Source organism: Undibacterium sp. GW821-FHT11B02 (assembly GCF_058808955.1).
This window is the reverse complement of the sequence record NZ_JBXASD010000006.1, coordinates 41,484-63,470: the sequence shown is the minus strand read 5'-3', so window position 1 is coordinate 63,470 and position 21,987 is coordinate 41,484. Positions and strand designations below refer to the sequence as shown.

General features: G+C 52.6%; 15 protein-coding genes. 5 read left to right on the top strand and 10 right to left on the bottom strand.

What is annotated here, in order from left to right:
• Nucleotides 1–7: 7 nt before the first annotated feature.
• Together AC1RVX_RS13775 and AC1RVX_RS13770 are read right to left on the bottom strand one after the other, a co-directional pair.
• A complete protein-coding gene (locus tag AC1RVX_RS13775; RefSeq protein WP_493217173.1) occupies nucleotides 8–760 on the bottom strand; it encodes an ABC transporter ATP-binding protein in 753 nt (250 codons plus the stop codon).
• A gap of 17 nt (nucleotides 761–777) precedes the next feature.
• Nucleotides 778–2,046, bottom strand: a complete 1,269-nt coding sequence (locus AC1RVX_RS13770; protein ID WP_493217172.1) for an efflux RND transporter periplasmic adaptor subunit — start codon at nucleotides 2,044–2,046, stop codon at nucleotides 778–780.
• A 425-nt stretch (nucleotides 2,047–2,471) separates the two neighbouring features.
• Here AC1RVX_RS13770 and AC1RVX_RS13765 point away from each other — a divergent pair, with 425 nt between their 5' ends.
• A complete protein-coding gene (locus tag AC1RVX_RS13765; RefSeq protein WP_422983190.1) occupies nucleotides 2,472–2,606 on the top strand; it encodes a hypothetical protein in 135 nt (44 codons plus the stop codon).
• A gap of 216 nt (nucleotides 2,607–2,822) precedes the next feature.
• Here AC1RVX_RS13765 and AC1RVX_RS13760 read toward each other — a convergent pair whose 3' ends face one another.
• The 4 genes from AC1RVX_RS13760 to AC1RVX_RS13745 all read right to left on the bottom strand — a co-directional run bounded on the left by AC1RVX_RS13760 (nucleotide 2,823) and on the right by AC1RVX_RS13745 (nucleotide 14,455).
• Nucleotides 2,823–12,260, bottom strand: coding sequence for a DUF4347 domain-containing protein (locus AC1RVX_RS13760; RefSeq protein WP_493217171.1), 9,438 nt, complete (start codon nucleotides 12,258–12,260; stop codon nucleotides 2,823–2,825).
• Nucleotides 12,261–12,410: 150 nt separating this feature from the next.
• A complete protein-coding gene (locus tag AC1RVX_RS13755) occupies nucleotides 12,411–13,256 on the bottom strand; it encodes a sulfotransferase (RefSeq protein WP_493217170.1) in 846 nt (281 codons plus the stop codon).
• Nucleotides 13,253–13,825, bottom strand: a complete 573-nt coding sequence (gene cysC / locus AC1RVX_RS13750) for an adenylyl-sulfate kinase (RefSeq protein ID WP_493217169.1) — start codon at nucleotides 13,823–13,825, stop codon at nucleotides 13,253–13,255. The genes AC1RVX_RS13755 and cysC overlap by 4 nt, the downstream gene beginning before the upstream one ends.
• Nucleotides 13,826–14,125: 300 nt before the next feature.
• A complete protein-coding gene (locus AC1RVX_RS13745) occupies nucleotides 14,126–14,455 on the bottom strand; it encodes a DUF6916 family protein (protein ID WP_493217168.1) in 330 nt (109 codons plus the stop codon).
• Nucleotides 14,456–14,544: 89 nt separating this feature from the next.
• Between AC1RVX_RS13745 and AC1RVX_RS13740 the strand changes: the two genes are divergently transcribed.
• From AC1RVX_RS13740 to AC1RVX_RS13725, 4 genes are all read left to right on the top strand, one after another.
• Complete coding sequence (locus AC1RVX_RS13740) at nucleotides 14,545–15,081, top strand: GNAT family N-acetyltransferase (protein WP_493217167.1); 537 nt, start codon at nucleotides 14,545–14,547, stop codon at nucleotides 15,079–15,081.
• Entirely contained in the window at nucleotides 15,068–15,775 is a 708-nt protein-coding gene (locus AC1RVX_RS13735; RefSeq protein ID WP_493217166.1) for an aspartyl/asparaginyl beta-hydroxylase domain-containing protein, read from the top strand. The genes AC1RVX_RS13740 and AC1RVX_RS13735 overlap by 14 nt, the downstream gene beginning before the upstream one ends.
• A 26-nt stretch (nucleotides 15,776–15,801) precedes the next feature.
• Complete coding sequence (locus AC1RVX_RS13730; RefSeq protein ID WP_493217165.1) at nucleotides 15,802–16,824, top strand: sulfotransferase; 1,023 nt, start codon at nucleotides 15,802–15,804, stop codon at nucleotides 16,822–16,824.
• Between the two features lie 201 nt (nucleotides 16,825–17,025).
• The gene (locus AC1RVX_RS13725; protein WP_493217164.1) at nucleotides 17,026–17,703 is read left to right on the top strand and encodes a phage tail protein; all 678 of its coding nucleotides are present in this window, start codon (nucleotides 17,026–17,028) and stop codon (nucleotides 17,701–17,703) included.
• 77 nt (nucleotides 17,704–17,780) lie between these two features.
• Here AC1RVX_RS13725 and prmC read toward each other — a convergent pair whose 3' ends face one another.
• From prmC to hemA, 4 genes are all read right to left on the bottom strand, one after another.
• On the bottom strand, nucleotides 17,781–18,620 hold the full coding sequence (gene prmC, locus AC1RVX_RS13720; protein ID WP_493217163.1) for a peptide chain release factor N(5)-glutamine methyltransferase: 840 nt from the start codon (nucleotides 18,618–18,620) through the stop codon (nucleotides 17,781–17,783).
• The gene (locus AC1RVX_RS13715; RefSeq protein ID WP_493217162.1) at nucleotides 18,620–19,126 is read right to left on the bottom strand and encodes a disulfide bond formation protein B; all 507 of its coding nucleotides are present in this window, start codon (nucleotides 19,124–19,126) and stop codon (nucleotides 18,620–18,622) included. The genes prmC and AC1RVX_RS13715 overlap by 1 nt, the downstream gene beginning before the upstream one ends.
• Before the next feature lie 203 nt (nucleotides 19,127–19,329).
• On the bottom strand, nucleotides 19,330–20,415 hold the full coding sequence (gene prfA / locus AC1RVX_RS13710) for a peptide chain release factor 1 (protein ID WP_493217161.1): 1,086 nt from the start codon (nucleotides 20,413–20,415) through the stop codon (nucleotides 19,330–19,332).
• Between the two features lie 101 nt (nucleotides 20,416–20,516).
• The gene (hemA, locus tag AC1RVX_RS13705; RefSeq protein WP_493217160.1) at nucleotides 20,517–21,803 is read right to left on the bottom strand and encodes a glutamyl-tRNA reductase; all 1,287 of its coding nucleotides are present in this window, start codon (nucleotides 21,801–21,803) and stop codon (nucleotides 20,517–20,519) included.
• Between the last annotated feature and the right edge of the window lie 184 nt (nucleotides 21,804–21,987).

The window sequence follows — 21,987 nt, the reverse complement described above, 5'->3', positions numbered from 1 at the left end:
TTGCTCCTCAGGCGACTGCCGACCGGTCAACTTCGTTGGCAGAATCTTCTGTCTTTCCTTCAGCCCTGGCGTCATATAGCGATGGCATTTTGCGTACCAGATCACTGACCTGACCATCGATGATGTGTACATTGCGCTGGGCGCGTACTGCCAGTTCCGGATCATGTGTGACCATCAGTATGGTGGTGCCCTTGGCATTGATTTCTTCCAGCAATTCCATGACACTGCGCGCCATTTGTGTATCCAGGTTGCCGGTTGGTTCGTCGGCCAGCAATAGTTTGGGAGAACCAGCCAATGCGCGCGCAATAGCGACACGTTGCTGCTGCCCCCCCGATAATTCTGCCGGATAGTGCTTCATGCGTGACGCCAGGCCAACCTGGGCCAAGGCTGCTTCTATACGTTCCCTGCGTTCAGCCGTATTGAATCCGCGATAACGTAATGGAACATCGACATTGTCGAACAGGTTCAGATCGGGAATCAGATTGAAACCCTGGAAAATGAACCCCAGCTTTTCATTGCGCAAACGGGTACGCGCATTGTCGTTCATGCCTTTGACATTGATGCCATCCAGCAGATAGTCGCCCTCATTGAATTCTTCCAGCAAACCAGCGATGTTCAGGAAAGTGGTTTTGCCGGAACCGGAAGGGCCGGTCACGGTGACAAATTCACCTTCCCTGACATGGATGTCAAAGCCACGCAGGGCATGGGTTTCGATCAGGTGGGTGCGGTAAACTTTGCTCAGATTGTTCATGCGTAACATGGGATGTTTCCTTAAATTTAGTTATTGATGGAGACACTGACTGCATTATCAAATGTATCGGTACCGGAGATGACAACTTTGTCGCCATCCTTCAAACCACTGAGAATTTCTACTGCTGAAATACTGGTCGCCCCCAGTTTGATGGCACGGCGATGGGCCACACTGTTTTCCACGACATAGGCAAAGCGTCCGCCGTCTGCATCCACGAAAGGGCCGCGTGGCAGCAACATGACATTGGTCTTTTCTTCTATCAGCAGACGTGCTGAAACACGCTGGCTTTGGCGTAGACCTTCCGGCTGCTGACCACTGAAGCGCACTCTGGCCAGGATCTGGTTCTTGACGACTTCCGGTGAGATGGCCGTCAGTGTGCCCATGACCTTGTTACCGTTGATGGTGATTTCTGCTTTCATGCCAAGACCCAGGTCGGTCATATACGATTCCGGAATTTCCACTTCCACCTCCAGTTGAGACAGATCCACCAGCGTCATCAGTGCAGTATTGGCTGCGACCACGCTACGGTTGGCAATTGCCAGACTGCCGATGATGCCATCCACAGGGGCGCGCAATTTCAATTCATCGACGCGGCGTTTGGCATAGTCCAGGCTCAGGCGCTGACGTTGTAGCTGACTCATTTTTGTTTTCAATTCCAGCGTGACATCTTCGTTTTCCAGATCGGCAGCCTGGGCGGCATGTTTGGCACGAATTTCTGTCGAGTGCATGGCATCCTGGGCTTTCAGGAAATCATTCTTGGCGACCACGCCGACCACACCTGCAGCTTCTATACGCTGAAAGGCGCGCTGCGCTGCAATGCGATCAATTTCCGCCTGGTCAGCATCGCGGCGGGCGATCAGCTTTTGTTTTTTGGCCAGTATCTGCTGGCGAGCGACTTCGGCTTCCAGTTGTTCGGTATTCGACTGCTCGCGCTTGAACTGGTCGGTCAGGTCGGGTGATTCTATCTCGGCGACGATGTCACCTTTCTTGACGGTGTCACCGGCACTTACCTTCAACGTGACCGTGCCACCAGCGCTGGAATACAGGGTCGGGCTGATTGCTGCCACGATCCTGCCATTGACTGCTGCATCCCTGACCAGAGTGCCATGGCTCACTTCGGCAATACGTAGACGTGATGCATTCACCGACTGGCTGCTGCCACGCCAGGCTGACATCAGCAAAACCAGGCCGATGAGACTAGCAAGGCTGATCCCTGTCACGATCAACAGGCGCTTGCGGGTTTGTCCCTTATTGGCGGACAACACAGTATCTTGGGCTGAAGTATCTCGTATCATGATGTGCTTATTAAACTTAATGCATGACTTTTAGCAGAAACTGTGCCACTTGTAAGTTATTGAATATTAAGGGAAATTTTTTAACATGTATTGTCCGTACTGTCCGATATTTGTCCGCATTCAGTATGCAGACAAGCAGAATGCAAATACAGGAAACTTACCCACAAGCTATCCACAGCTCATCCACAGGTTTTGGGAGGCTTATACATGGCTTGTCCACAGTTTATCTACAGCCCCCCAGGGAAAGGCCTGTTTTCGACTCATCTCCCTATGTAGCAGGGTGTAAATTTTTTTGGATCGGAAGGGGGGAAGCGGTAACCAGTTCTGAATGCCAGAGGGAATATATTTTTGTGGTGGCGGTTATGTCAGTCGCATGAGCCTATACTGGTTAGTCACCAAATTCTTGGTGTTACCAGGAGATCATCGTGAGTAAGGTACAACAGAGTAATAAAGAAACCAAGAAGCAGGCTGCCAGCACACCCAAGGAAAAAAAAGCAGCGAAACAAGCCAAGAAAGAGGCTTCGACTGTAATTCCATGGACGCAACGTAACGTTGCCTGATCTGAATCTGATCCATAGCCTACACCATAGCGTGTAGTCTGCCATTACCAGCACTGCCCCTTATTTTTCATCTGTCAGACTGGAAAATAAGGGGCAGTTCTTTTTACTTTATTAGGATTTACGCAAAATCGTCCCAGCAAGGCGCAACTGGGGCGGTTTTTCATAAGACCTATTTATAAAGCTACATCAGCAAAGATTGATACCAGGTTTAAGCCATCAAACCGGCAAGAACCGATCATGATATTCCTGAGAATTGATGAACTGCCCAATCAACGTGACCGCATCCGTCCCCTGCTGAGCCAGCAACTGATTAAACGTCGCCTGATCCGGTGCATGACCCAGCAAGCCAATATAATCCAGCGTCAGTGACACTTTGGATTGTGAACTGGCCTTGAACTCCGTCGATTCCGTAAAGCCCGCCAGCAAATCCCCCCGGCTCACCCCATTACTGAGCTGCCCCAGCCAGTACGCCTTACCTGCCGCATCAGAAGCCCGGTGCAAGACATTCTGGTATACCCGGTCCACAAAGGCACTATTGTCCAGGCTGCCATAAGTAGTCTGGAACTCCGTACTGGCCACAAACGAGGCACTGATCTTACTCAGATTCATGCCCGCCTTCTCTTGCTGCATCCAGTAAGCCAGCCCATCGTGGTCCGGCAAACGGTCAAAGGCACCAAAGTACAACCTTGTCAGACTACCAATCCCATTCTGGAACTCCGACGATGCCATGAAGGACGCCGCGACCTGTGCCTTGGTCATCTTGCCACTGTCGATTTGCTGCTGCCAGTACTGCACACCAGCCGTATCGGCTTCCCGGAACAGCACGTCGCGGTACAGCTGCATGGCAAACAGATCAGAACGGTGGAACACATCATTGTCCTTCACCAGCGGATTGGTACCCAGTGTCAGTTCCACTGCATCCGGGATGCCATCAGCATCCTTGTCATTCGGCAAACCAGTCGCTGGGGTGGTGGCCACTGTCTTAAAGCCCAGCGCCCCCGTCATCAGGATCTTGCCATTGGCCAGGCCATCGCTATCAAAGGCACCGCCATCGGTGAGTTTAAAGTCAACTTTCAGCTTGCCGTTGACGGTAGCGATATTGGTGGCGATATTCACCCAGTCACCCGCCTTGTTCTGTACCCAGTAGCCATTCACCGGTGCCAGGGCATCGGTGTAGAGTGACATGGTGGCGTCGCCACCGGTAGCACCGCCTTCGATTTGCACCGTCAATAAGCCGTATGGCATCGTCAGGTCAGTTGGGGCATTGGCCGGTGCCGCCATGGTCAGGGTCTTGGTTTGTGGCAATTGCTGGCCATTTGCCAGGGTCACATAATGGCCAGCGGCCAGAGAACTGCTCCACAGCAGGGAGCTGACATCTTTCTGGGACTGATCCAGGATACCGTCGCCATTACCATCACCATTGCCTATACCATTGAGGTTAGGTACGGCGTTTTCTACACGTTGCGGGATACCATCGCCATCCGCATCCGAATCACCCGGATTGCTGTTGTCGGTGGTGTTATTAATGGTATAGGCCTGCGATATCGTTGGCCCGCCATTTCCCGCCAGGTCAGCCACCCGGACTTGCAGGGTATTGCTGCCACCCAGTATCTGGTTGGCCAGCGACCAGCTGGTGGCACCAGTGGCGGTGGTGGTATTGATCCAGGTATTGCCATTGTCCAACGAGACCTGCACCGTTTCACCAGCCAGCAAACCCGTACTGAGGGTGCCGGTAATGGTTTGTACGGCAGCGGTGGTGATGAAGTCGGTGCTGCTGAGGCCATCATCATTGGAGAATGCCAGGTTGCCAATGCTGGTGGTTGGGGCCGTATGGTCGACCTGGTACAGCTGACCGGTAAAGCCGCCATTCAAAGGCAGGGTGGCGGTATCGACAATGCCGGTACCTGTGCCTTTAAGGTTCAGGCCCAGGGTGCCGTCGCCAGTCAGACCGGTGATCCTGATGCTATAGGTGGAAGGATCAAGCTGGGTGACGCTGCTGATGGTGCCTGCCACGGTACCGGTGGTGGCCAGTACAAAGGCGGCGGCATTCACGCCGCTGACAGATTCACTGAAGCTGACTTTGTAATCGGCAGTCGTCAGGTTGGTGTTTTCCGGGTTGATGCGGATGATGGCAGTCGCTGTTGGCGGCACATTGTCACCGACGATGATGCTGAGGCTCTTGTCATAAGTGGCATTGGAGGCATCGGTGGCCCGTACCAGCACGGTATAGGTGCCTGGGGTCATGCCCAATGGGTGCTTGGCCACCAGGCTGCTGCCGGAGATAAGGAACTGACCATTATCTTTGTCATTCGTGCCATTGCCTGCCACCAGCGCAAAGCTGGCAGTGTCGCCCGGGTTCGGGTCCGTCGCACTGAGGGTACCGACAATAGAATTGTCTACCGCACCCTGATTGATGCTGGAAGAAGACAGGCTGATATTGGTCGGTGCCGCATTGATGCCAGTGGAAATGACAGTGGTAGTGTTGTTCAGTACCGCAGAAGCAATCCCATCATTGGCGCTGATGGTGAAGGTGGTGGTTTCGGTACCACCAACAGCGACCCGGCCACTAGCAGGCTGGAACACCAGGCCACGGATGGCAGCCTGGACGGTAGTCGGGCTACCGGCAGCATGGGTATAAGTCACGCCACCATCGGCAGTCGAGAAGCCAGTGGCTGCCAGGGAAGCGGCAGTGAAGGCCCCTTTGGCGGCCAGATCAGGGGTGATGATGATGGTTTCTGAAGCACCCACATCCGGGTCGGTGATGGTGACACTGCTGAAGGGGGCAACGGTCGTGGTTTCGGTCACGGCCTGACCAGCGACGACACCACCTATGACGGGGGCGACATTGTTGCCGGAGACGGTGACGGGGTTGCCAAACAGGTCAGCGATGACAACAGCGACAGCGGCACCGGTATTCCAGTCTTCCAGCATGCCGATATTGTAGGTGGTGGTGTCGGTGGAAGAGGTGCCATCCTTGTTCAGACGCAGGGCCAGGGCCGCCTTGTCGTTGGCACTCATGGTCATGGTGAAGCTGGTGTTGTTGGTGATATCAACGTTGGGCGTATTGGTCAGGGTGTAATTGAACGCACCTTGGCCCAGGAAGCGGATACGGTTGGCAGTGATGTCGTTGTTGGCCCCTGCCAGTGACAGGAAGTTGTTACCTGTCACGACCAGCACGCCGGTGGCGACGTTGTAGGTGGCGGAGGTGACGGTTGGCGCCACCACATTCGTGACAGTGATGCCATTGCCGGTCAGGTCGGCAATGACAACGGCGGCATCGGCACCGGCATCCCAGTCTTCGTTAGCCACCAGGTTATAGGTATTGACACTGGTGGAGCTGGTGCCATTCTTGTTCATGATGAGGTTGGCACCCAGCCTGTCGGCTGCACTCAGGGTCAGGGTGAAGGAGGTGGCCGACGTAATCTCAACATTGCTGGTGGTGGTCAGGGCGTAGCTGGCCCCGCCTTCGCCCTGCAGGCTGAATTTGTTGGCAATGATGTCGTTGGTGGCACCTGTCACACCAGTCATGCCCGTACCTGTCACGGTCAGTACGCCAGTATTGGCGTTGTAGATGGCGGAGGTGATGGTGGGGACGGCAACATTGGAGACGGTAATGGCGGCAGTGGTGACGGCGATGTTGCCGCCGGTGATGACACTGTCCCAATCGTCGGCTGCAGCCAGGTTGTAGGTGGTACCGCCAGTCGATGCGGTGCCGTTTTTATTGAACAGGGCTTCCACCGCTGTCTGGTCGGCACCGGCCAGGGTGACGGCAAAGCTGGTGGCGGAGGTGACTTCGACATTGCCAGTGGTGGACAAAGTGCGGGTAGCAGCGCCTTCGCCTTTGATGGTGAGGGCAGAAACGGTGATGTCATTGGTGGCACCGAGGGTGCTGACCAGGTTGGTGCCGGTGACGGTCAGGATGTGGGTGCTGACATCATAGGTGGCAGAGGTGATCGTTGGGGCATTGACATTCGATACGGTAACGGCATTGCCGGTCAGATCTGCACCAGAGGTAGTGGTCTGATCCCAGGAAGCCGCAGCGGCCAGGTTGAAGGTGGTGGCATCGACAGCGGTGGTACCGGTCTTATTCAAAAGACCATTGACGGCCAGTTTGTCGGCAGCGTTCAAGGTCACGGCAAAGGCAGTACTGCTGCTGGCGGTGACGTTGGCGGTGGTTAAAGTGTAAGAACCACCACCCTGGCCAACGACGGAGAGTTTGGTGACATCAATGGTGTCACCACCGACGATATTGACGGCTGACACACTCAGGATGCCGGTGCTGGCATCGTAGGTGGAGCTGATGATGCTGGGGGTGGCATTGGAGACGGTGATGCCGTTGCCGGTCAGGTCGGCGATGTTGCCACCGGTGATGACGCTGTCCCAGTCATCGGCTGCAGCCAGGTTGTAGGTGGTGCTGCTGACGGAGGCGGTGCCATTCTTGTTCAAGAGCGCATCGACACCAGCGATATCAGCGCCAGACAACGTAAAGGTAAAGCTGGTGGCGGAGGTGACTTCGACATTGCCGGTAGTCGACAGGGTGTAGGTCGCGCCACCTTCACCAGTGATGGTCAGTTTGGAAACAGTGACGTCGTTTGTTGCACCGATGGTTTTAACGAGGTTGGTGCCTGTGACGGTGAAGACATGGGTGGTGCCGTCGTAAGTCGCAGACGTAATCGTTGGGGCTGTGACGTTTGAGACGGTGACTGCATTGCCGGTCAAATCCGCACTCGATGTGGTGGTCTGATCCCAGGAAGCGGCAGCGGCTAAATTGAATGTGGTGGTATCAACAGCAGTGGTGCCATTGTTGTTCAATATGCCGTTGACGGCCAGTTTGTCAGCGGCGTTTAAAGTCACCGAGAAGGCAGTACTGCTGCTGGCGGTGACGTTGGCGGTGGTCAGGGTGTAGGAACCAGCCTGACCAGTCACAGACAACTTACTCACATCGATGGTGTCGCCACCGACGATGTTGACAGCAGACACGGATAAAATACCGGTGCTGGCATCATAGGTGGAGCTGATGATGCTTGGTGCGGCATTGGAGACGGTGATGCCGTTGCCGGTTAAATCCTGAATATTGCCACCGGTGATGACGCTGTCCCAGTCGTCGGCAGCGGCAAGGTTGTAGGTAGTACTGCTGACTGCTGAGGAGGTGCCGTTCTTGTTCAAGATCGCATCCACGGCTGCAATATCGGCACCGGCCAGGGTAAAGGTAAAGCTGGTGGCGCTGGTGACTTCGACATTGCCAGTAGTAGATAAAGTGCGTGTTGCGCCGCCATCACCAGTGATGGTCAGTTTGGAAATGGTGACATCGTTTGTTGCACCGATGGTTTTAACGAGATTGGTGCCAGTGACGGTAAACACATGGGTGGTGCCGTCGTAAGTCGCTGAAGTAATCGTTGGCGCTGTGACGTTGGAGACGGTGACTGCATTGCCGGTCAGGTCAGCACTCGATGTGGTGGTCTGATCCCAGGAGGCCGCAGCTGCTAAATTGAACGTCGTGGTATCAACGGCAGTGGTACCGTTGTTGTTCAATATGCCGTTGACGGCAATCTTGTCGGCAGCGTTCAAAGTCACCGAGAAGGCAGTACTGCTGCTGGCGGTGACGTTGGCGGTGGTCAGGGTGTAGGAACCAGCCTGGCCAGTCACAGACAACTTACTCACATCAATGGTGTCGCCACCGACGATGTTGACAGCAGACACACTCAGAATACCTGTTGCGGCATCGTAAGTAGAACTCAAAATGCTTGGAGCAGCATTGGAGACGGTGATGCCGTTGCCGGTCAGATCCTGGATATTGCCACCGGTGATGACACTGTCCCAGTCATCGGCAGCGGCGAGGTTGTAAGTGGTGCTGCTGACGGAAGATGTACCATTTTTATTCAACAAGGCATCGACTGCGGCGACATCGGCACCGGCCAGGGTAAAGCTAAAGCTGGTGGCAGAAGTCACTTCGACATTGCCAGTAGTAGATAAAGTGCGGGTTGCACCACCTTCGCCGGTAATGGTCAGGGTGGATATTGTGATGTCATTGGTGGCACCGATGGTCTTGACCAGGTTGGTGCCGGTGACGGTGAAGACATGGGTGGTGCCGTCGTAAGTCGCAGACGTAATCGTTGGGGCAGTGACATTCGATACTGTGACAGCATTGCCGGTCAAATCCGCACTTGATGTCGTTGTTTGGTCCCAGGAAGCCGCAGCGGCTAAATTGAATGTGGTGGTATCAACAGCTGTGGTGCCGTTGTTGTTCAAGATGCCGTTGACGGCAATCTTGTCGGCAGCGTTCAAAGTCACCGAGAAGGCAGTACTGCTGCTGGCGGTGACGTTGGCGGTGGTCAGGGTGTAAGAGCCAGCCTGACCAGTCACAGATAACTTACTCACATCGATGGTGTCACCACCGACGATGTTGACAGCAGAGACGGACAATATGCCAGTCGTCGCGTCGTAAGTAGAACTCAAAATACTTGGTGCCGCATTGGAGACGGTGATGCCATTGCCGGTCAGATCGGCGATGTTGCCACCAGTGATGACGCTGTCCCAGTCATCGGCTGCAGCCAGGTTGTAGGTGGTGCTGCTGACGGAGGCGGTGCCATTCTTGTTCAAGAGCGCATCGACACCAGCGATATCAGCGCCAGACAGCGTAAAGGTAAAGCTGGTGGCGGAGGTGACTTCGACATTACCGGTAGTCGACAGGGTGTAGGTCGCACCGCCTTCACCAGTGATGGTCAGTTTGGAAACGGTGACGTCATTGGTGGCACCGATGGTCTTGACCAGGTTGGTGCCAGTGACTGTGAAGACGTGCGTTGTGCCGTCGTAAGTCGCAGACGTAATCGTTGGGGCGGTGACATTCGATACGGTGACGGCATTGCCGGTCAGGTCGGCGCTAGCCGATGCCGTGACATCCCAGTTGGCCGATGCTGCCAGGTTGAAGGTAGTGGTATCGACAGCCGTAGTACCATTCTGATTCAATACGCCATTGACCGCAATTTTGTCAGCGGCATTAAGCGTGACAGAGAAGGCAGTGGCGCTGCTGGCAGTGACGTTGGCGGTAGTGAGGGTATAAGAACCTGCCTGGCCTGTTACGGCCAGTTTGCTGACATCTATAGTGCCACCATTGGTGATATTCAGGCCCGTAACAGAGATAATGCCTGTGCTCGCATCATAGGTGGCACTGGTAATGCTTGCAGGGGCATTGGATACTGTGATCGCATTGGTGGCGTCCGCAATATTGCCGCCAGTAATCACACTGTCCCAGTCGTCAGCGGCAGCCAGGTTGTAAGTGGTGCCACCGCTGGAAGTGCTACCATTTTTATTCAGCAAGGTATTGACTGCAGCAATATCTGCGCCTGCCAACGTGAATGTGAAACTGGTCGCGCTGGTTATCTCTACATTGCCGGTCGTGGATAAGGTTTGTGTTCCACCACCCTGACCGGTAATGGTCAGGGTAGAGATGGTAATGTCATTCGTTGCACCGACAGTCTTGACCAGATTGGTGCCGGTGACGGTGAAAACGTGGGTGCTGCCATCGTAAGTCGCTGAGGTGATGGTTGGTGCCGCGACACTCGATACAGTGACAGCATTACTGGTCAGGTCCGCAGCTGCATTCGCAGACCAGCTTGCGGCAGCGGCCAGATTAAACACTGTAGTGTCAACAGCCGATGTGCCATTGTTATTGAGTATGCCGTTAATGGCCAGTTTATCTGCTGCATTCAGGGTAATGGTGAACGATGTTGTGGTACTGGTGGTACTGGCGACCGTTGTCAGTGTGTAAGACCCGCCCTGACCTGTCAGTGAGAGCTTGGTTTCATCAATGGCACCACCGTTGATCATGTCCAGGCCAGTGACAACCAAAACACCGGTGCTGGCGTTATAAGTGGCGCTGGTGATGGTGGCGGGGTTATAGTTGACGTCTAAAGTACCGCCGTTATTGTAGATTTTGGCGACCCCTGCTGGAGATGATCCGACAATGGTGCCACCATTGACTACGGTCCCTATTGCACCACTGACGCCAGCGTTGCCAGTCATTGCAGTGTAGTCAGTGCTGGTAATCTTGACGGTACCACCCTGGTTCCAGATTGCACCAACACCTTTGCCGCCGAGGCCTTCACTATTTCCAGCACCACCACCGCCACCGCCGCCACCACCTGCACCTATATTGTTGGTGATTGCTGATGTGCCTATGATGAACATGGTACCAGTGTTATAAATTGCACCAGCCGCCGCACCACCCGTACCACCATTGGCATCCCAGCCGGAGCCACCACCACCGCCGCCTATCGTGACACTATTCGCTGTACCAGTTGCGCCTGCGCCGCCATTGCTGTAGCCACTGGAGCCTACGCCACCTGCGCCCCCACCGACATTGGTGCCGCCGATACCGCCCATGTTGGTGGGATGGCCGAAGCCGCCGCCATTACCACCGCTGCCACTACCGCCAGCATCGCCGTTATATGCACCACCGCCGTTGCCAGCATTGCCGCCGTTGCCGCCGCCTATGCCACCAGCGCCACTGCCGCCGCCGCCGCCGCCGCCAACAGAGGGGTTGGCCGCACCACCACCACCACCGCCACCGGTTGCAAAGTTACCTGTAACAGTCGTATTTTTAAGTGTTAATGTGCCAGCATTCAGGATCGCACCACCATTACTGGAACCGCCCGCGGTCACAGTGTAACTGGTACCACCATTACCAGAAACCAGGCCATGAGTGATGGTCAGCCCGTCCAGCGTGACGGTGCCAGTCGTTACATTGATCGCGCGGCTACTATAGTTAGCATCAATCACGACATCAGGCGTGCCGTTGGAATCCAGATCACCTTCAATTGTCAGGTTTTTGTTGATTACTAGTTGACCAGAACTCAGGGTGACTGTTCTACTTGCATCAAAAGTGACGGTATCACCAACACCGGCTACAGCAATGGCGTTGCGCAGAGAGCCAGCCCCTGTATCAGCGCCATTGGTAACCGTGACGGTCGCCAGCGAATGATCATAGTGACTTTCTGCATCTTTGGACAAAACTGATGTGGCTTCAATCTTGCCGGTAGTTACCTCCAGATCCCAATCGCCACCTGCGCCAGTACGGTTGCTGGAAGCAGCCACATCAGCACCAGTCAGGGTAGCCAGATTGGCGACAAAACTCGCGCCGTCATTGCCAGCGGCCAGATTACATGAATACACCAGAATATCGCCACCAGGTACCAGCGCCTTACCGATTTTGGCCAAAGCATCGCTATGAGTATTGATGGTGTTATTGTCGAGAAAAGTTTTGCCTAACCAAAGCTGGCCTTCAAAGCCATGCGCAACGATTTGTACGGAATTGACCTGGTGTCCGGCCAGGTAGTCAGCCATTTGTTGCACGCCATCGCTATTGCTTTGCAGGACGACCACTTCGGTATTCGCTGCGAGCCCTTTGAGCAGGCTACTGGCGTCTGCAACCCGGCTATCGATAAATACGACATCATGGGCAATGGGATTGCTTGCAGTGGCAACCGGAGCAGGTGCTGCAGGAGCCGCTATCGCTGGTGCCGCCGCGGGGGCCGAAATAGTCAGTGCCTGTGGTGCGATGGGTGGGGTCGCTACCTGAATTTCGTGGGCTTGAACAGGCGCATCGTCGTGTTCAGACAGTGTGTCTTGTGAGCGAGGGAAATTGGACGTATTCATAATCATCGGGCCTGGCTAAAGTGTGGACGGTAACTTCTGGTACAAATTACGGTTGGATTGCAAAAAAATTAAATAGTATGTTTCTATAATGTAAGCAGATCGTAAGAGCGCATTCTGATTTGTTGAAAATGATGATGTACATTCACAGATTTATGCCTCTGCACCAGTTGGTACCTTGGTCGTAATGACATTGCAGCGACTGTTGCTGGTGTCAGTCCAAAATGACAAAGAAGCAAATTTTTCAAACAGGTCTGGCGGCAAAATAGTTTTGCGCTTTTCAAAGCTCACGTATTTTCGTACTTTGTGTAATCCATGCATACCAAGTGGCGCGTCAAATTCCGGTGCGTCATAACTGACATTGTTATAGTCGTGCACAAATTCAGGTTCGCCCAAAAATTGATAAATCAAGGGCATTACCTTTTCCGGCACCTGAGCCAGGAGGTCATAGTCGACCACAAGCAAAGAGTCTGCGTGTTCGCCATAAAACGCTTCCTTGAGCGCAGTCCAGGGGTAGCCGACAAGGCGATTTGCCTGGGCCAGGGTTTCCACACGGCTATACACGGTATTGCGTTCCATGTCGTCATTAAACAGACGGGTGATTTCGTAGGGGTTGGCGCGATATCGCCTCTCCAGACTGTCCATGACCCATGCCACATTGCGGACACAGGCAATGACTTTGGAATCAGGGAACTGGTCCATCAGCACCGGCATATGGGCGCTCCACATGCGATTGGTATCAAAGATGATTTCTTTGTCTGCTTGGTCGGCGTAATAAGATTCAAAGATGCCACGCGTCAGTCGGCGTCTTTGCTGTTTACTGACAACAGTACCAAATTCACTGCCTGCACCCAATTGATTCAGCATGCCACGAAACAGGCTGCCGACAGGACTGGTCATGCCAGCATGAAAACGCGGGTTTTGCAGCAACAGTGCTGCCAGCAGGGTAGAGCCTGAGCGTGGCAAGCCAGAAATGAAATGATATTTTGCTGCTGTCATAAAATGCTGGATTCTTTAGCGAAGGAAAAAAGTTGATTGATGGAATCTGGTAGCGCTGTCTGGTTGGTATCTATCAGGCAATCAGGCGAAACTGGCGCTTCGTAGGGGGCAGAAATACCGGTCAATTGCAAAGCCGGATCATCTTTTGCCCTGGCATACCAACCTTTGGGGTCGCGTTGCTGACAGATGTGTAAAGGTGTGGCGACATAGGTTTCAATAAACCGGTGTGTGCCTACAATTTCCCTGGCCAGTGTCCTGCCACTGATGGTGGGGGATACCAGCGCGACTATCGCATGGATGTCATTGTTGTTGAGCAGTTTGGCCATTTCTGCGGTACGGCGACATTGTTCTTCGCGGTCAGCAGGGCTAAAACCCAAATCATGTGACAGACCCTTGCGTAATTCGTCACCATCGAGCACGCAAACTGGCAAGACATGCTCGCGCAAGCGATCTGCCAGTCCTAGTGCCAGTGTAGTTTTACCCGCGCCTGGCAGGCCACTTAACCACCAGGTTTTTGCTTTCACCTTGGAATAGTTAGAACTAGTTTTTGTTTGTACTTGATCAAGCATCCGGCCACCACCGATAAGCATAAAAAACATCGGGAGTATTTGATGCCCGATACGAGATACTGCAAAATCAAAAGCTGACCAATACTCAAGCCGTCAAGCAAACTATCTTTCCAATCATGTTTTTTTGATAGCAAGCATGTAAAGGGACTTGATGTCAGCAAATTTGCAGACATCAAGCACTTTCATAGTGAAAGTATCAAAAGGATAACTGCAATACTATCATTGAAATAATTGAAAATGGCAAGAAACACGTGTTTCCTGCCATTTATCTGAGCAACAGTTTCCTTGTGGTAAGTTTGCTTAATTAAAGAACACCTGATAAAAAAAACAAATACTTCCGTCTTCATGTTTCTGCTTGTCTTGCCCTTTATTGTAATCAGGCATGACTGGTGCCATCACCCATGCATTTCGTCCCATTTCAGGATGATGGAAGACATAGCTATCCTGTGCTAACCAGACGGTGCCAGTCGCGGAAAATATCAGTAATAAAGGTGTGGAGAAATGCTCTGGTAAACCACGGCGAGACCGTTCATCGACTTCTTCGAGCTTAAGTTCGATTTCACCAATGGCTGTTTCAACGCGAAAGATGTCGCCAATGAAAGAGTTGAGTTGATCTATGGAAATTGTCATGGGTCTACTTGGTTAAAGTTTTACTTGCAAGAACGTACAAGCATAGGCAGGATGATAATCATGTTATTTTAATCATCTTGGGAGTGCTTGTGTACAATTTAACTGGCGAGCGTCATTTAAGACTGGCTAGCGGGGACGATCAGAATTTTCTGGATGCACTGTACGCGAGCCGCCGCCCTGATTTGCAGCAACTGCCTTTGGACCCAGTTGCCGTAGCGCAAATGATCAAGATGCAGCAGCATGTGCAGATGGCAGGTATTCGGCAACATTTCCCTGAAGCACACCATTACATTGTGGAGCAAGCTGGAAAGTCTGTCGGGCGCGTGATTATTGATACCGGTGCAAACGATTTACGTCTGGTGGATATTTCCATTGCACCGGAAGCACAGCGTAATGGTATTGCCAGGTCAATATTGCTTGCTATGCAGAAACAGGCACTGGAAAAAAATCGGAGCATCAGCCTTGCGGTAGAGTTGAGCAATCAGGCGGCAAGGGCGCTATATCTGCAAATGGGGTTTTGGGTGCAGAGTAGTGACGGACTGTTTGAACAAATGTGCTGGCATGGCAGTTCTGGTTCGCTCAATAAGGCCGGTATGCAAATGGAGCAGCGCGATGTTACAGCCTAGCCGTTATCTGAAGTTACCGTTCTCTTTTGACCTGATACGGCTACGTGCGGAATTGACCCAACTGGAAGGGTCGCAATGGATCAGTCATTTCAACACCAATGCTTATGAGAATAACTGGCTGTGTTTGCCATTGCGCTCAGTTGATGGACGCATTGATCACATCATACCGGTCAACGAAGGGCATTTTCAGGATACGGTACTGTTGCAAACCTGTCCATACATGCAGGAAGTGATAGATATCTTCCGGTGTGAAAAAACATCCATACGCCTGATGTCGCTGGAAGCGGGTGGCATCATCAAGGAACACAGGGATGATGCAACATCTCTGGAGGATGGCATTACGCGTTTGCACATACCCATTCACACCACGCCCGATGTACTGTTTCGCATAGACGGGGAAGACGTGCATTTTTCTGCCGGGGATACCTGGTATCTGAATGCCAGTTGCCTGCATGCTGTGACCAACCCGAGTAAGCGGGCGCGGGTGCATCTGATGCTTGATTGTGTCAGCAATGCTTGGCTGGAGCAGGTGTTTCTTGATGCAGGCTGGGTCGCCAGGCCGAAATCAAAATACCCAGATCCATCCATCAATGATGGCAACGTCCTGACCGTGATTGAGCAATTGCGTGCGACTGGCCAGGCGGCTGGCATCAGGATTGCTGATGAACTGGATACCATCAGATTAGCAGATTAGCTTGGACGATCGTTTAAAAAATGAATATGAAGCACAGCTTTGCAGCCGAAGAACGCGCCTTGTTGCGTGGCCAGCAAATTGATGCCGTACATCTGTCGTCGATGTTGGGCTGGTACCCTGTCGCAATTGATGAAGCAAGCAGTACCTTATGCTGGCGTTATATCGGAGAGTCCCGGTTCCTGGAGTCGTTTTTTATTGATACCCTGAACCAGCAAAGTCGCGAGCAAAGGCAGCTTTGCCTGACCCCACTGACAAGTTTGCCAGAACAACTTGCCAGCATGTCGCAGGTGCCACCGACAGCTTTTATCTTTCATGTGTCGCGCTGTGGTTCTACTCTGCTGACGCAAATGCTGGCATCGTTGCCCCAATGCGTAGTCATGTCTGAGCCGCCAGTCATTGATGCCTTTTTTCGCTACTATCATGCACATCCTGAATTGCAGAATGCGACAAGTATTTTTCAGAATTTGATTGCTGCATTGGGACAAAAACGTTTGCCAGAAGAAAGTCATTTCTTTATTAAATTTGATAGCTGGCATTTACCCTGGCTGCCGTTTGTGCGCGAAGCCTTTCCAGATATTCCCATCATTTTTTTATACCGTGAGCCGCAAGCCGTGCTGGCTTCGCATCAGCGCCAGCGAGGGCCGCAGATGATACCCGGCTTGCTTAATACCTCACGCCTGAAACCGGATGTATCAGGTATTCCTGCAGCAGATTTTGATGCATACGCCGCGAGCGTGCTCATTAGCATGTTTTGTGCTGGTCTTGAACATGCAGTCACTGAGGATTTGATACTGTTGAATTATCAACAATTACCAGACGTATTATGGGAGGATTTGCTGCACCTGTTTCAACTGGAATGTGATGCTCAGGAGCTGTTGAAACTGAAAGTACGCTCAGGTCTGCATTCCAAGCACCGACACGTCAGTTTTGTTGGTGACCCCCAATCCAGTCAGGAGCAAGCAGCGAAGACCAGTTCAACTTTTGTGCGGCTCTGTGAGGAAAAGTATAGTCAACTAGAGCATTTACGCCTAAAAGTTAAAATTTGTTAAGTGCTGTGATGATGAAAAATTTGAAGTGTATTTTTTGTACAAGGGTTGTAGAATTGGTTTGCTTTTTTTGAAATTGCTTATTTGTTTATATATGAAAGCCATTGATGGAAGCGCTGAATTCAGACCCGTGTTTGGGGATGGATACAGAAGAGACTAGATAGCACTGTCCCTGTTAAACAATTACTTGAATGGGAGTATGCAATGGATGCATTTATGGGTACCGTATTGGCTGTAGGCTTTAATTATCCACCACGTGGCTGGCTGTTCTGCAATGGACAAACTGTGCCAATTCAGCAAAATTCAGCCATGTTTGCCTTGCTGGGTACGATGTATGGTGGCGATGGGCAAAACACGTTTGGTATACCTGATTTGCGTGGTCGTGTAGTTGTCGGTTCGCAAGGACAGGGCCCAGGTTTGGCCAATGTGGTACAAGGCGAGAAAGCTGGCTCAAATAACGTAACTGTTATTTCTAACGGTACAGCCAATGTCACATTGACAACGGCGAACATGCCTTCACATACCCACACTGGAACTGTAAGTCTGAGTGGTTTGACTGCGAGTACAACGGTCAATGTTGGTACTGGGACGAATGGTGGCCTTGCTGCGGTACTAAATAATGGTGGCTTGACCAGTACACTTGGTGGACCATCTGGTGCAGCTATATACCTGCCTGCTGGTACCGCACCAACCTCTCCAGTGGCCTTGGGTGGTGTTACAACAACCGTAACAGGTAGTGGCAGTGTCACTAACTCAAATACTGGTAGTGGTACGCCATTGGCTGTACCTGTCGTATCGAGTTCGACTGTCTCCATCATGCAACCATATCTGGGTTTGAACTACATCATCGCGATGGAAGGCATTTTCCCATCCAGGAACTAAGTAAACTAGGCATTAACTGCAGTAAAAAAAATGGCGCTTCATGCGCCATTTTTTATTCTTGTATTGCCTTAATTGACTTACATAAGTTTCAACTTGCCACCAGATACCCGTTCTATCCCTGCCAGATCCCGCCAGCTTTGCACCTGCTCAAAGCCCGCCAGTAGCAACATGTCACGTACTGCAAAGGCCTGGTCATAGCCGTGCTCCAGCAACATCCAGCCATTAGGCAGCAAATGCTGATGGGCTGCACCGATCAACTTGCGATAGGCTGACAGACCATCGGCGTGATCTGTCAGTGCATCTGCCGGTTCAAAGCGCAAGTCACCTTGTTGCAAATGACTATCACCAGCGACGATGTAAGGTGGGTTGCTGACGATGGTCTGGAATTGCCTGCCTGTGACAGCCTGATACCAATCACTTTGCAATAATTCCAATTTGCCGGATGTTAAATGACGATGGGCATTTCCTTGTGCCACGGCCAGGGCTGCTGCGCTGATATCCAGTGCAGTGACCGTCAGGTCGGGTCTTTGATGGGCGACACTGATGGCAATCGCACCGGAACCCGTACCCAGATCCAGCAGACTGGAATGGGCGGGTGCGTGCTGGATAGCCAGCTCCACCAGCAATTCTGTATCCGGGCGGGGAATCAGTACATCGGGGGTGACATGAAAGCTGAGGCCAAAAAATTCCCGTTCCTGCACGATGTAAGCGACCGGCTCCCCATTAAGGCGGCGTTGGAACAAGGCGCTGATTTGCGCCAGGTGTTCCGCGCTTAATACCTGTTCTGATTGTGTGATCAACTGCGTGCGTGATAAACCAAGGCCATGCATGAGCAAGATGCGGGTATCAATACGGTCCAGCGGGCTGGCTTGCTCACAGGCGGCAATGGTGATGCCTGGGTAAAGCCAATTCAGCATTAGCGTGAAGGGCCAAACATGCCGCGTTGGGTTTTTTGATTGCGGATCAGTACGTACAGGAGAGTAATAGTAAAGATGCCGAAAAAGATCGCTGCCCATGCTGGCAACGACAGGCCCAGAGTTGGTGGATAAGGGGTTTCACATAAGCCATCTGCCCTGAACATCGCTGGCCAGACCTGTGCCATCAACATTTTGTTTAAACTGGTTTCCAGTGGGTCTATGCCGCAGGACAGGGACGGATTGGATAATATCCACACGTGCTTGCCAGCGGCGGCCAGACCAACCAGGGCGGAGACTAGTGCCATGCCAGTTGCCAGGCGCTGTCCGGTACCTTGAAGTCCCACGGCCACGATACAGAAGACGGCGATCAGGGCAAAGGCATAGCGCTGAAAAACGCAATAGGGGCAAGGCAGCATTTTTTCAACGATTTGCAAGTACAGGGCGGCACCCAGCAAGGCGATACAAATGGCGGCAATCGACAACAAGATTTTTTTCGACAGATTCATGGTGTGTACTATGAAAGAATTGGTGTTGGATGTCGGCTATGGATTTTAGTTCGGCATCCCTGACGCAAAGCACCACTTATACCGGTGCCTTGCCTATATTGCTAGCGAGTATCTGACAGATTCAGGCTCCAAGGCAATAAAAACCTGTGAAGAGCCAGTTAATAACCTGTAAATCAAACTGCAAATACTGCCTGGGTGGCAGATCAAATACCGTCTTCCCCCAGCTCTGCCAGTAATTCCGCCTGATGTTCTGCCACCAGGGCATTCGTCAGTTCGGTAAGATCACCATCCATGATGAAGTCCAGCTTGTACAAAGTCAGGTTGATGCGGTGATCTGTCATGCGCCCCTGGGGGTAATTGTAAGTGCGTATGCGCTCACTGCGGTCACCGGAACCGATCAGGCTTTTGCGCGTTGCTGCTTCCTTGGCTTGTTTTTCGCGTAACTGGCCGTCCATGATGCGGGTAGCCAGCACACGCATGGCTTGTGCCTTGTTTTGATGCTGGCTGCGACCATCCTGGCATTCGACGACGATGCCAGTAGGAAGATGTGTCAGACGGACCGCCGAGTCGGTCTTGTTAATATGCTGACCACCGGCACCGCTGGCGCGGAAGGTATCAATACGTAAATCGGCATTGTTGATGACCACGTCGGCCAGTTCATCGGCTTCCGGCATGACGGCGACTGTGCAGGCCGAGGTATGGATACGGCCCTGGGTTTCAGTTGCCGGTACCCGTTGTACGCGGTGACCACCTGATTCAAATTTCAGCTTGGAATACACGCCCAAGCCCGCCAGCCGCACAATCACCTCTTTGTAACCTCCCAATTCAGATGGCGATTCCGACATGATTTCGGTTTGCCAGCGATTGCGTTCGGCAAAGCGCATGTACATACGCAGCAAATCACCAGCAAACAGGGCGGCTTCGTCGCCACCTGTACCAGCGCGGATTTCCATTAATATATTGCGCTCGTCATTCGGGTCTTTCGGCAGCAGCATTTTTTGCAGATCACTTTCCAGTGTTTGCATGGTGTTTTTCGCTGCTTCGATTTCATCCTGGGCAAAAGCCTTCATGTCAGGATCATTGAGCATCTCCTGGGCTTCGGCGATATCTGCCTGCGCTTGCTTGTAGTTGTTGTACAGGGCAACCAGCGGATCAAGTTCGGCATGCTCACGGTTGAGCTTGCGGTAGGCATCCATATCATTGGTGGCCCCTTCCTGCATCAGGAGATGGCTGACTTCATCCAGGCGTTCTGCCAGTTGATCCAGCTTGGTAAGCATTGATGGTTTCATAGTAGTGCTCTATAGCGAATGATGGGTGCGGGCCGGACTGGCCCAGAATACAGAGATGCCTGACCACGTATTAACGGGCAGGCTAACGGCGCTGCAAGTCGCTAACGCTTGGTGCGGAAAAGTTGGGGGAGTAAAGTTGCCAGGCGAGCACGTTCGTCGCCGCTGGCTTGATGCAGGGCCTGTTGCGGGCCATGCAGGAACTTGGCAGTAATGCCTTTTGACAGGGCTTCCAGCACGGTGTCGATATCTTCACCACGGGCCAGCATCTTGCGGGCGCGTTCCAGTTCAATCAGGCGCAGTTGCTCGCTGCTTTCATGCAGGTCTTGTATTACGGGGACAACAGCACGGCCATCTATCCAGTGCATGAAAGACTGAACACGGGTTTCAATAATCGCTTCAGCCTGTGCAACGGCGGCCTGGCGATTTTCCATTCCAGATTGTACGACGGTGCCAAGATCATCAACGGTGTACAGGAAAACATCATCCAGCTTGGCCACTTCTGCTTCGATATCACGTGGGACGGCCAGATCAACCATGAAGATGGGGCGATGCTTGCGGGCCTTGACCACACGCTCCACCAGGCCCAGGCCAATAATCGGCAGTGAAGACGCAGTACAAGATACGATGATGTCAAATTGTGCCAGTTGCTGTGGCAAATCCGCCAGGCGTATGGCTTTGCCGTTAAAGCGGTGCGCCAAAGTTTCACCGCGTTCCAGCGTGCGATTGGCGATGGTCAGGGATTTTGGGTTTTGTGCCGCAAAATGGGTAGCGCACAGTTCTATCATTTCGCCAGCACCAATAAACAACACATGCTGGTCAGCTATTTTGTCGAAAATGCGCTGGGACAGGCGCACGGCAGCGGCGGCCATCGATACGCTGTGTGCCCCAATTTCTGTAGTGCTGCGGACTTCCTTGGCGACTGCAAAGGTACGCTGGAACATCTGGTGCAGATAAGTGCCCAGGCCACCAGCTGCATCAGCCTGGCGGACCGCATCTTTCATTTGTCCCAGGATTTGCGGTTCACCCAATACCATGGAATCCAGGCCAGACGCGACGCGGAAGGCATGTCTTACCGCATTGTCTTGCGGCAGGGTATACAAATGCGGGCGCAGGTCAGCATACGGTAACTGATGAAAATCTGCCAGAAAATGGGCGGCTGCATCAACAGGATTGGCAGCGCTGCTGGCAGCGTACAGTTCGGTGCGGTTGCAGGTGGATAAAATCGCTGCCTCATTGCCATGCACCAGCTTGCTGCCATTGTCGTGCCGGGCGAACCAGCCACGGGCAGCCACCACCGCCTGAGCAATTTGCTCAGGAGGGAAGGCGACCTTTTCGCGCAAAGACAGCGGCGCGGTCGTGTGGTTGAGGCCAACGGCTGACAGTTGCATGCAATAAACCGGGGGAAGATGTCAGCCTCCATTATAGCGCGTTGGCTGGGCATTTTCCCGGGCAGCACTGTTTGATCCACATCAACAGCATCAACATCTGTTAAATTATGTTATTTTTACAACAAATAGCCATATGCCAGGCACATGTTATTGAATTTGCCGTGATGTTTCGTATGTCGATTGT

Bases quoted from the DNA above. Each gene is read 5' to 3' on its own strand.
- AC1RVX_RS13775 (WP_493217173.1), bottom strand. From the start codon at position 760: ATGTTACGCATGAACAATCTGAGCAAAGTTTACCGCACCCACCTGATC.
- AC1RVX_RS13770 (WP_493217172.1), bottom strand. From the start codon at position 2,046: ATGATACGAGATACTTCAGCCCAAGATACTGTGTTGTCCGCCAATAAG.
- prfA (WP_493217161.1), bottom strand. From the start codon at position 20,415: ATGAAACCATCAATGCTTACCAAGCTGGATCAACTGGCAGAACGCCTG.
- AC1RVX_RS13715 (WP_493217162.1), bottom strand. From the start codon at position 19,126: ATGAATCTGTCGAAAAAAATCTTGTTGTCGATTGCCGCCATTTGTATC.
- AC1RVX_RS13745 (WP_493217168.1), bottom strand. From the start codon at position 14,455: ATGACAATTTCCATAGATCAACTCAACTCTTTCATTGGCGACATCTTT.
- AC1RVX_RS13755 (WP_493217170.1), bottom strand. From the start codon at position 13,256: ATGACAGCAGCAAAATATCATTTCATTTCTGGCTTGCCACGCTCAGGC.
- prmC (WP_493217163.1), bottom strand. From the start codon at position 18,620: ATGCTGAATTGGCTTTACCCAGGCATCACCATTGCCGCCTGTGAGCAA.
- cysC (WP_493217169.1), bottom strand. From the start codon at position 13,825: ATGCTTGATCAAGTACAAACAAAAACTAGTTCTAACTATTCCAAGGTG.
- AC1RVX_RS13730 (WP_493217165.1), top strand. From the start codon at position 15,802: ATGAAGCACAGCTTTGCAGCCGAAGAACGCGCCTTGTTGCGTGGCCAG.
- AC1RVX_RS13735 (WP_493217166.1), top strand. From the start codon at position 15,068: ATGTTACAGCCTAGCCGTTATCTGAAGTTACCGTTCTCTTTTGACCTG.
- AC1RVX_RS13725 (WP_493217164.1), top strand. From the start codon at position 17,026: ATGGATGCATTTATGGGTACCGTATTGGCTGTAGGCTTTAATTATCCA.
- AC1RVX_RS13760 (WP_493217171.1), bottom strand. From the start codon at position 12,260: ATGAATACGTCCAATTTCCCTCGCTCACAAGACACACTGTCTGAACAC.
- hemA (WP_493217160.1), bottom strand. From the start codon at position 21,803: ATGCAACTGTCAGCCGTTGGCCTCAACCACACGACCGCGCCGCTGTCT.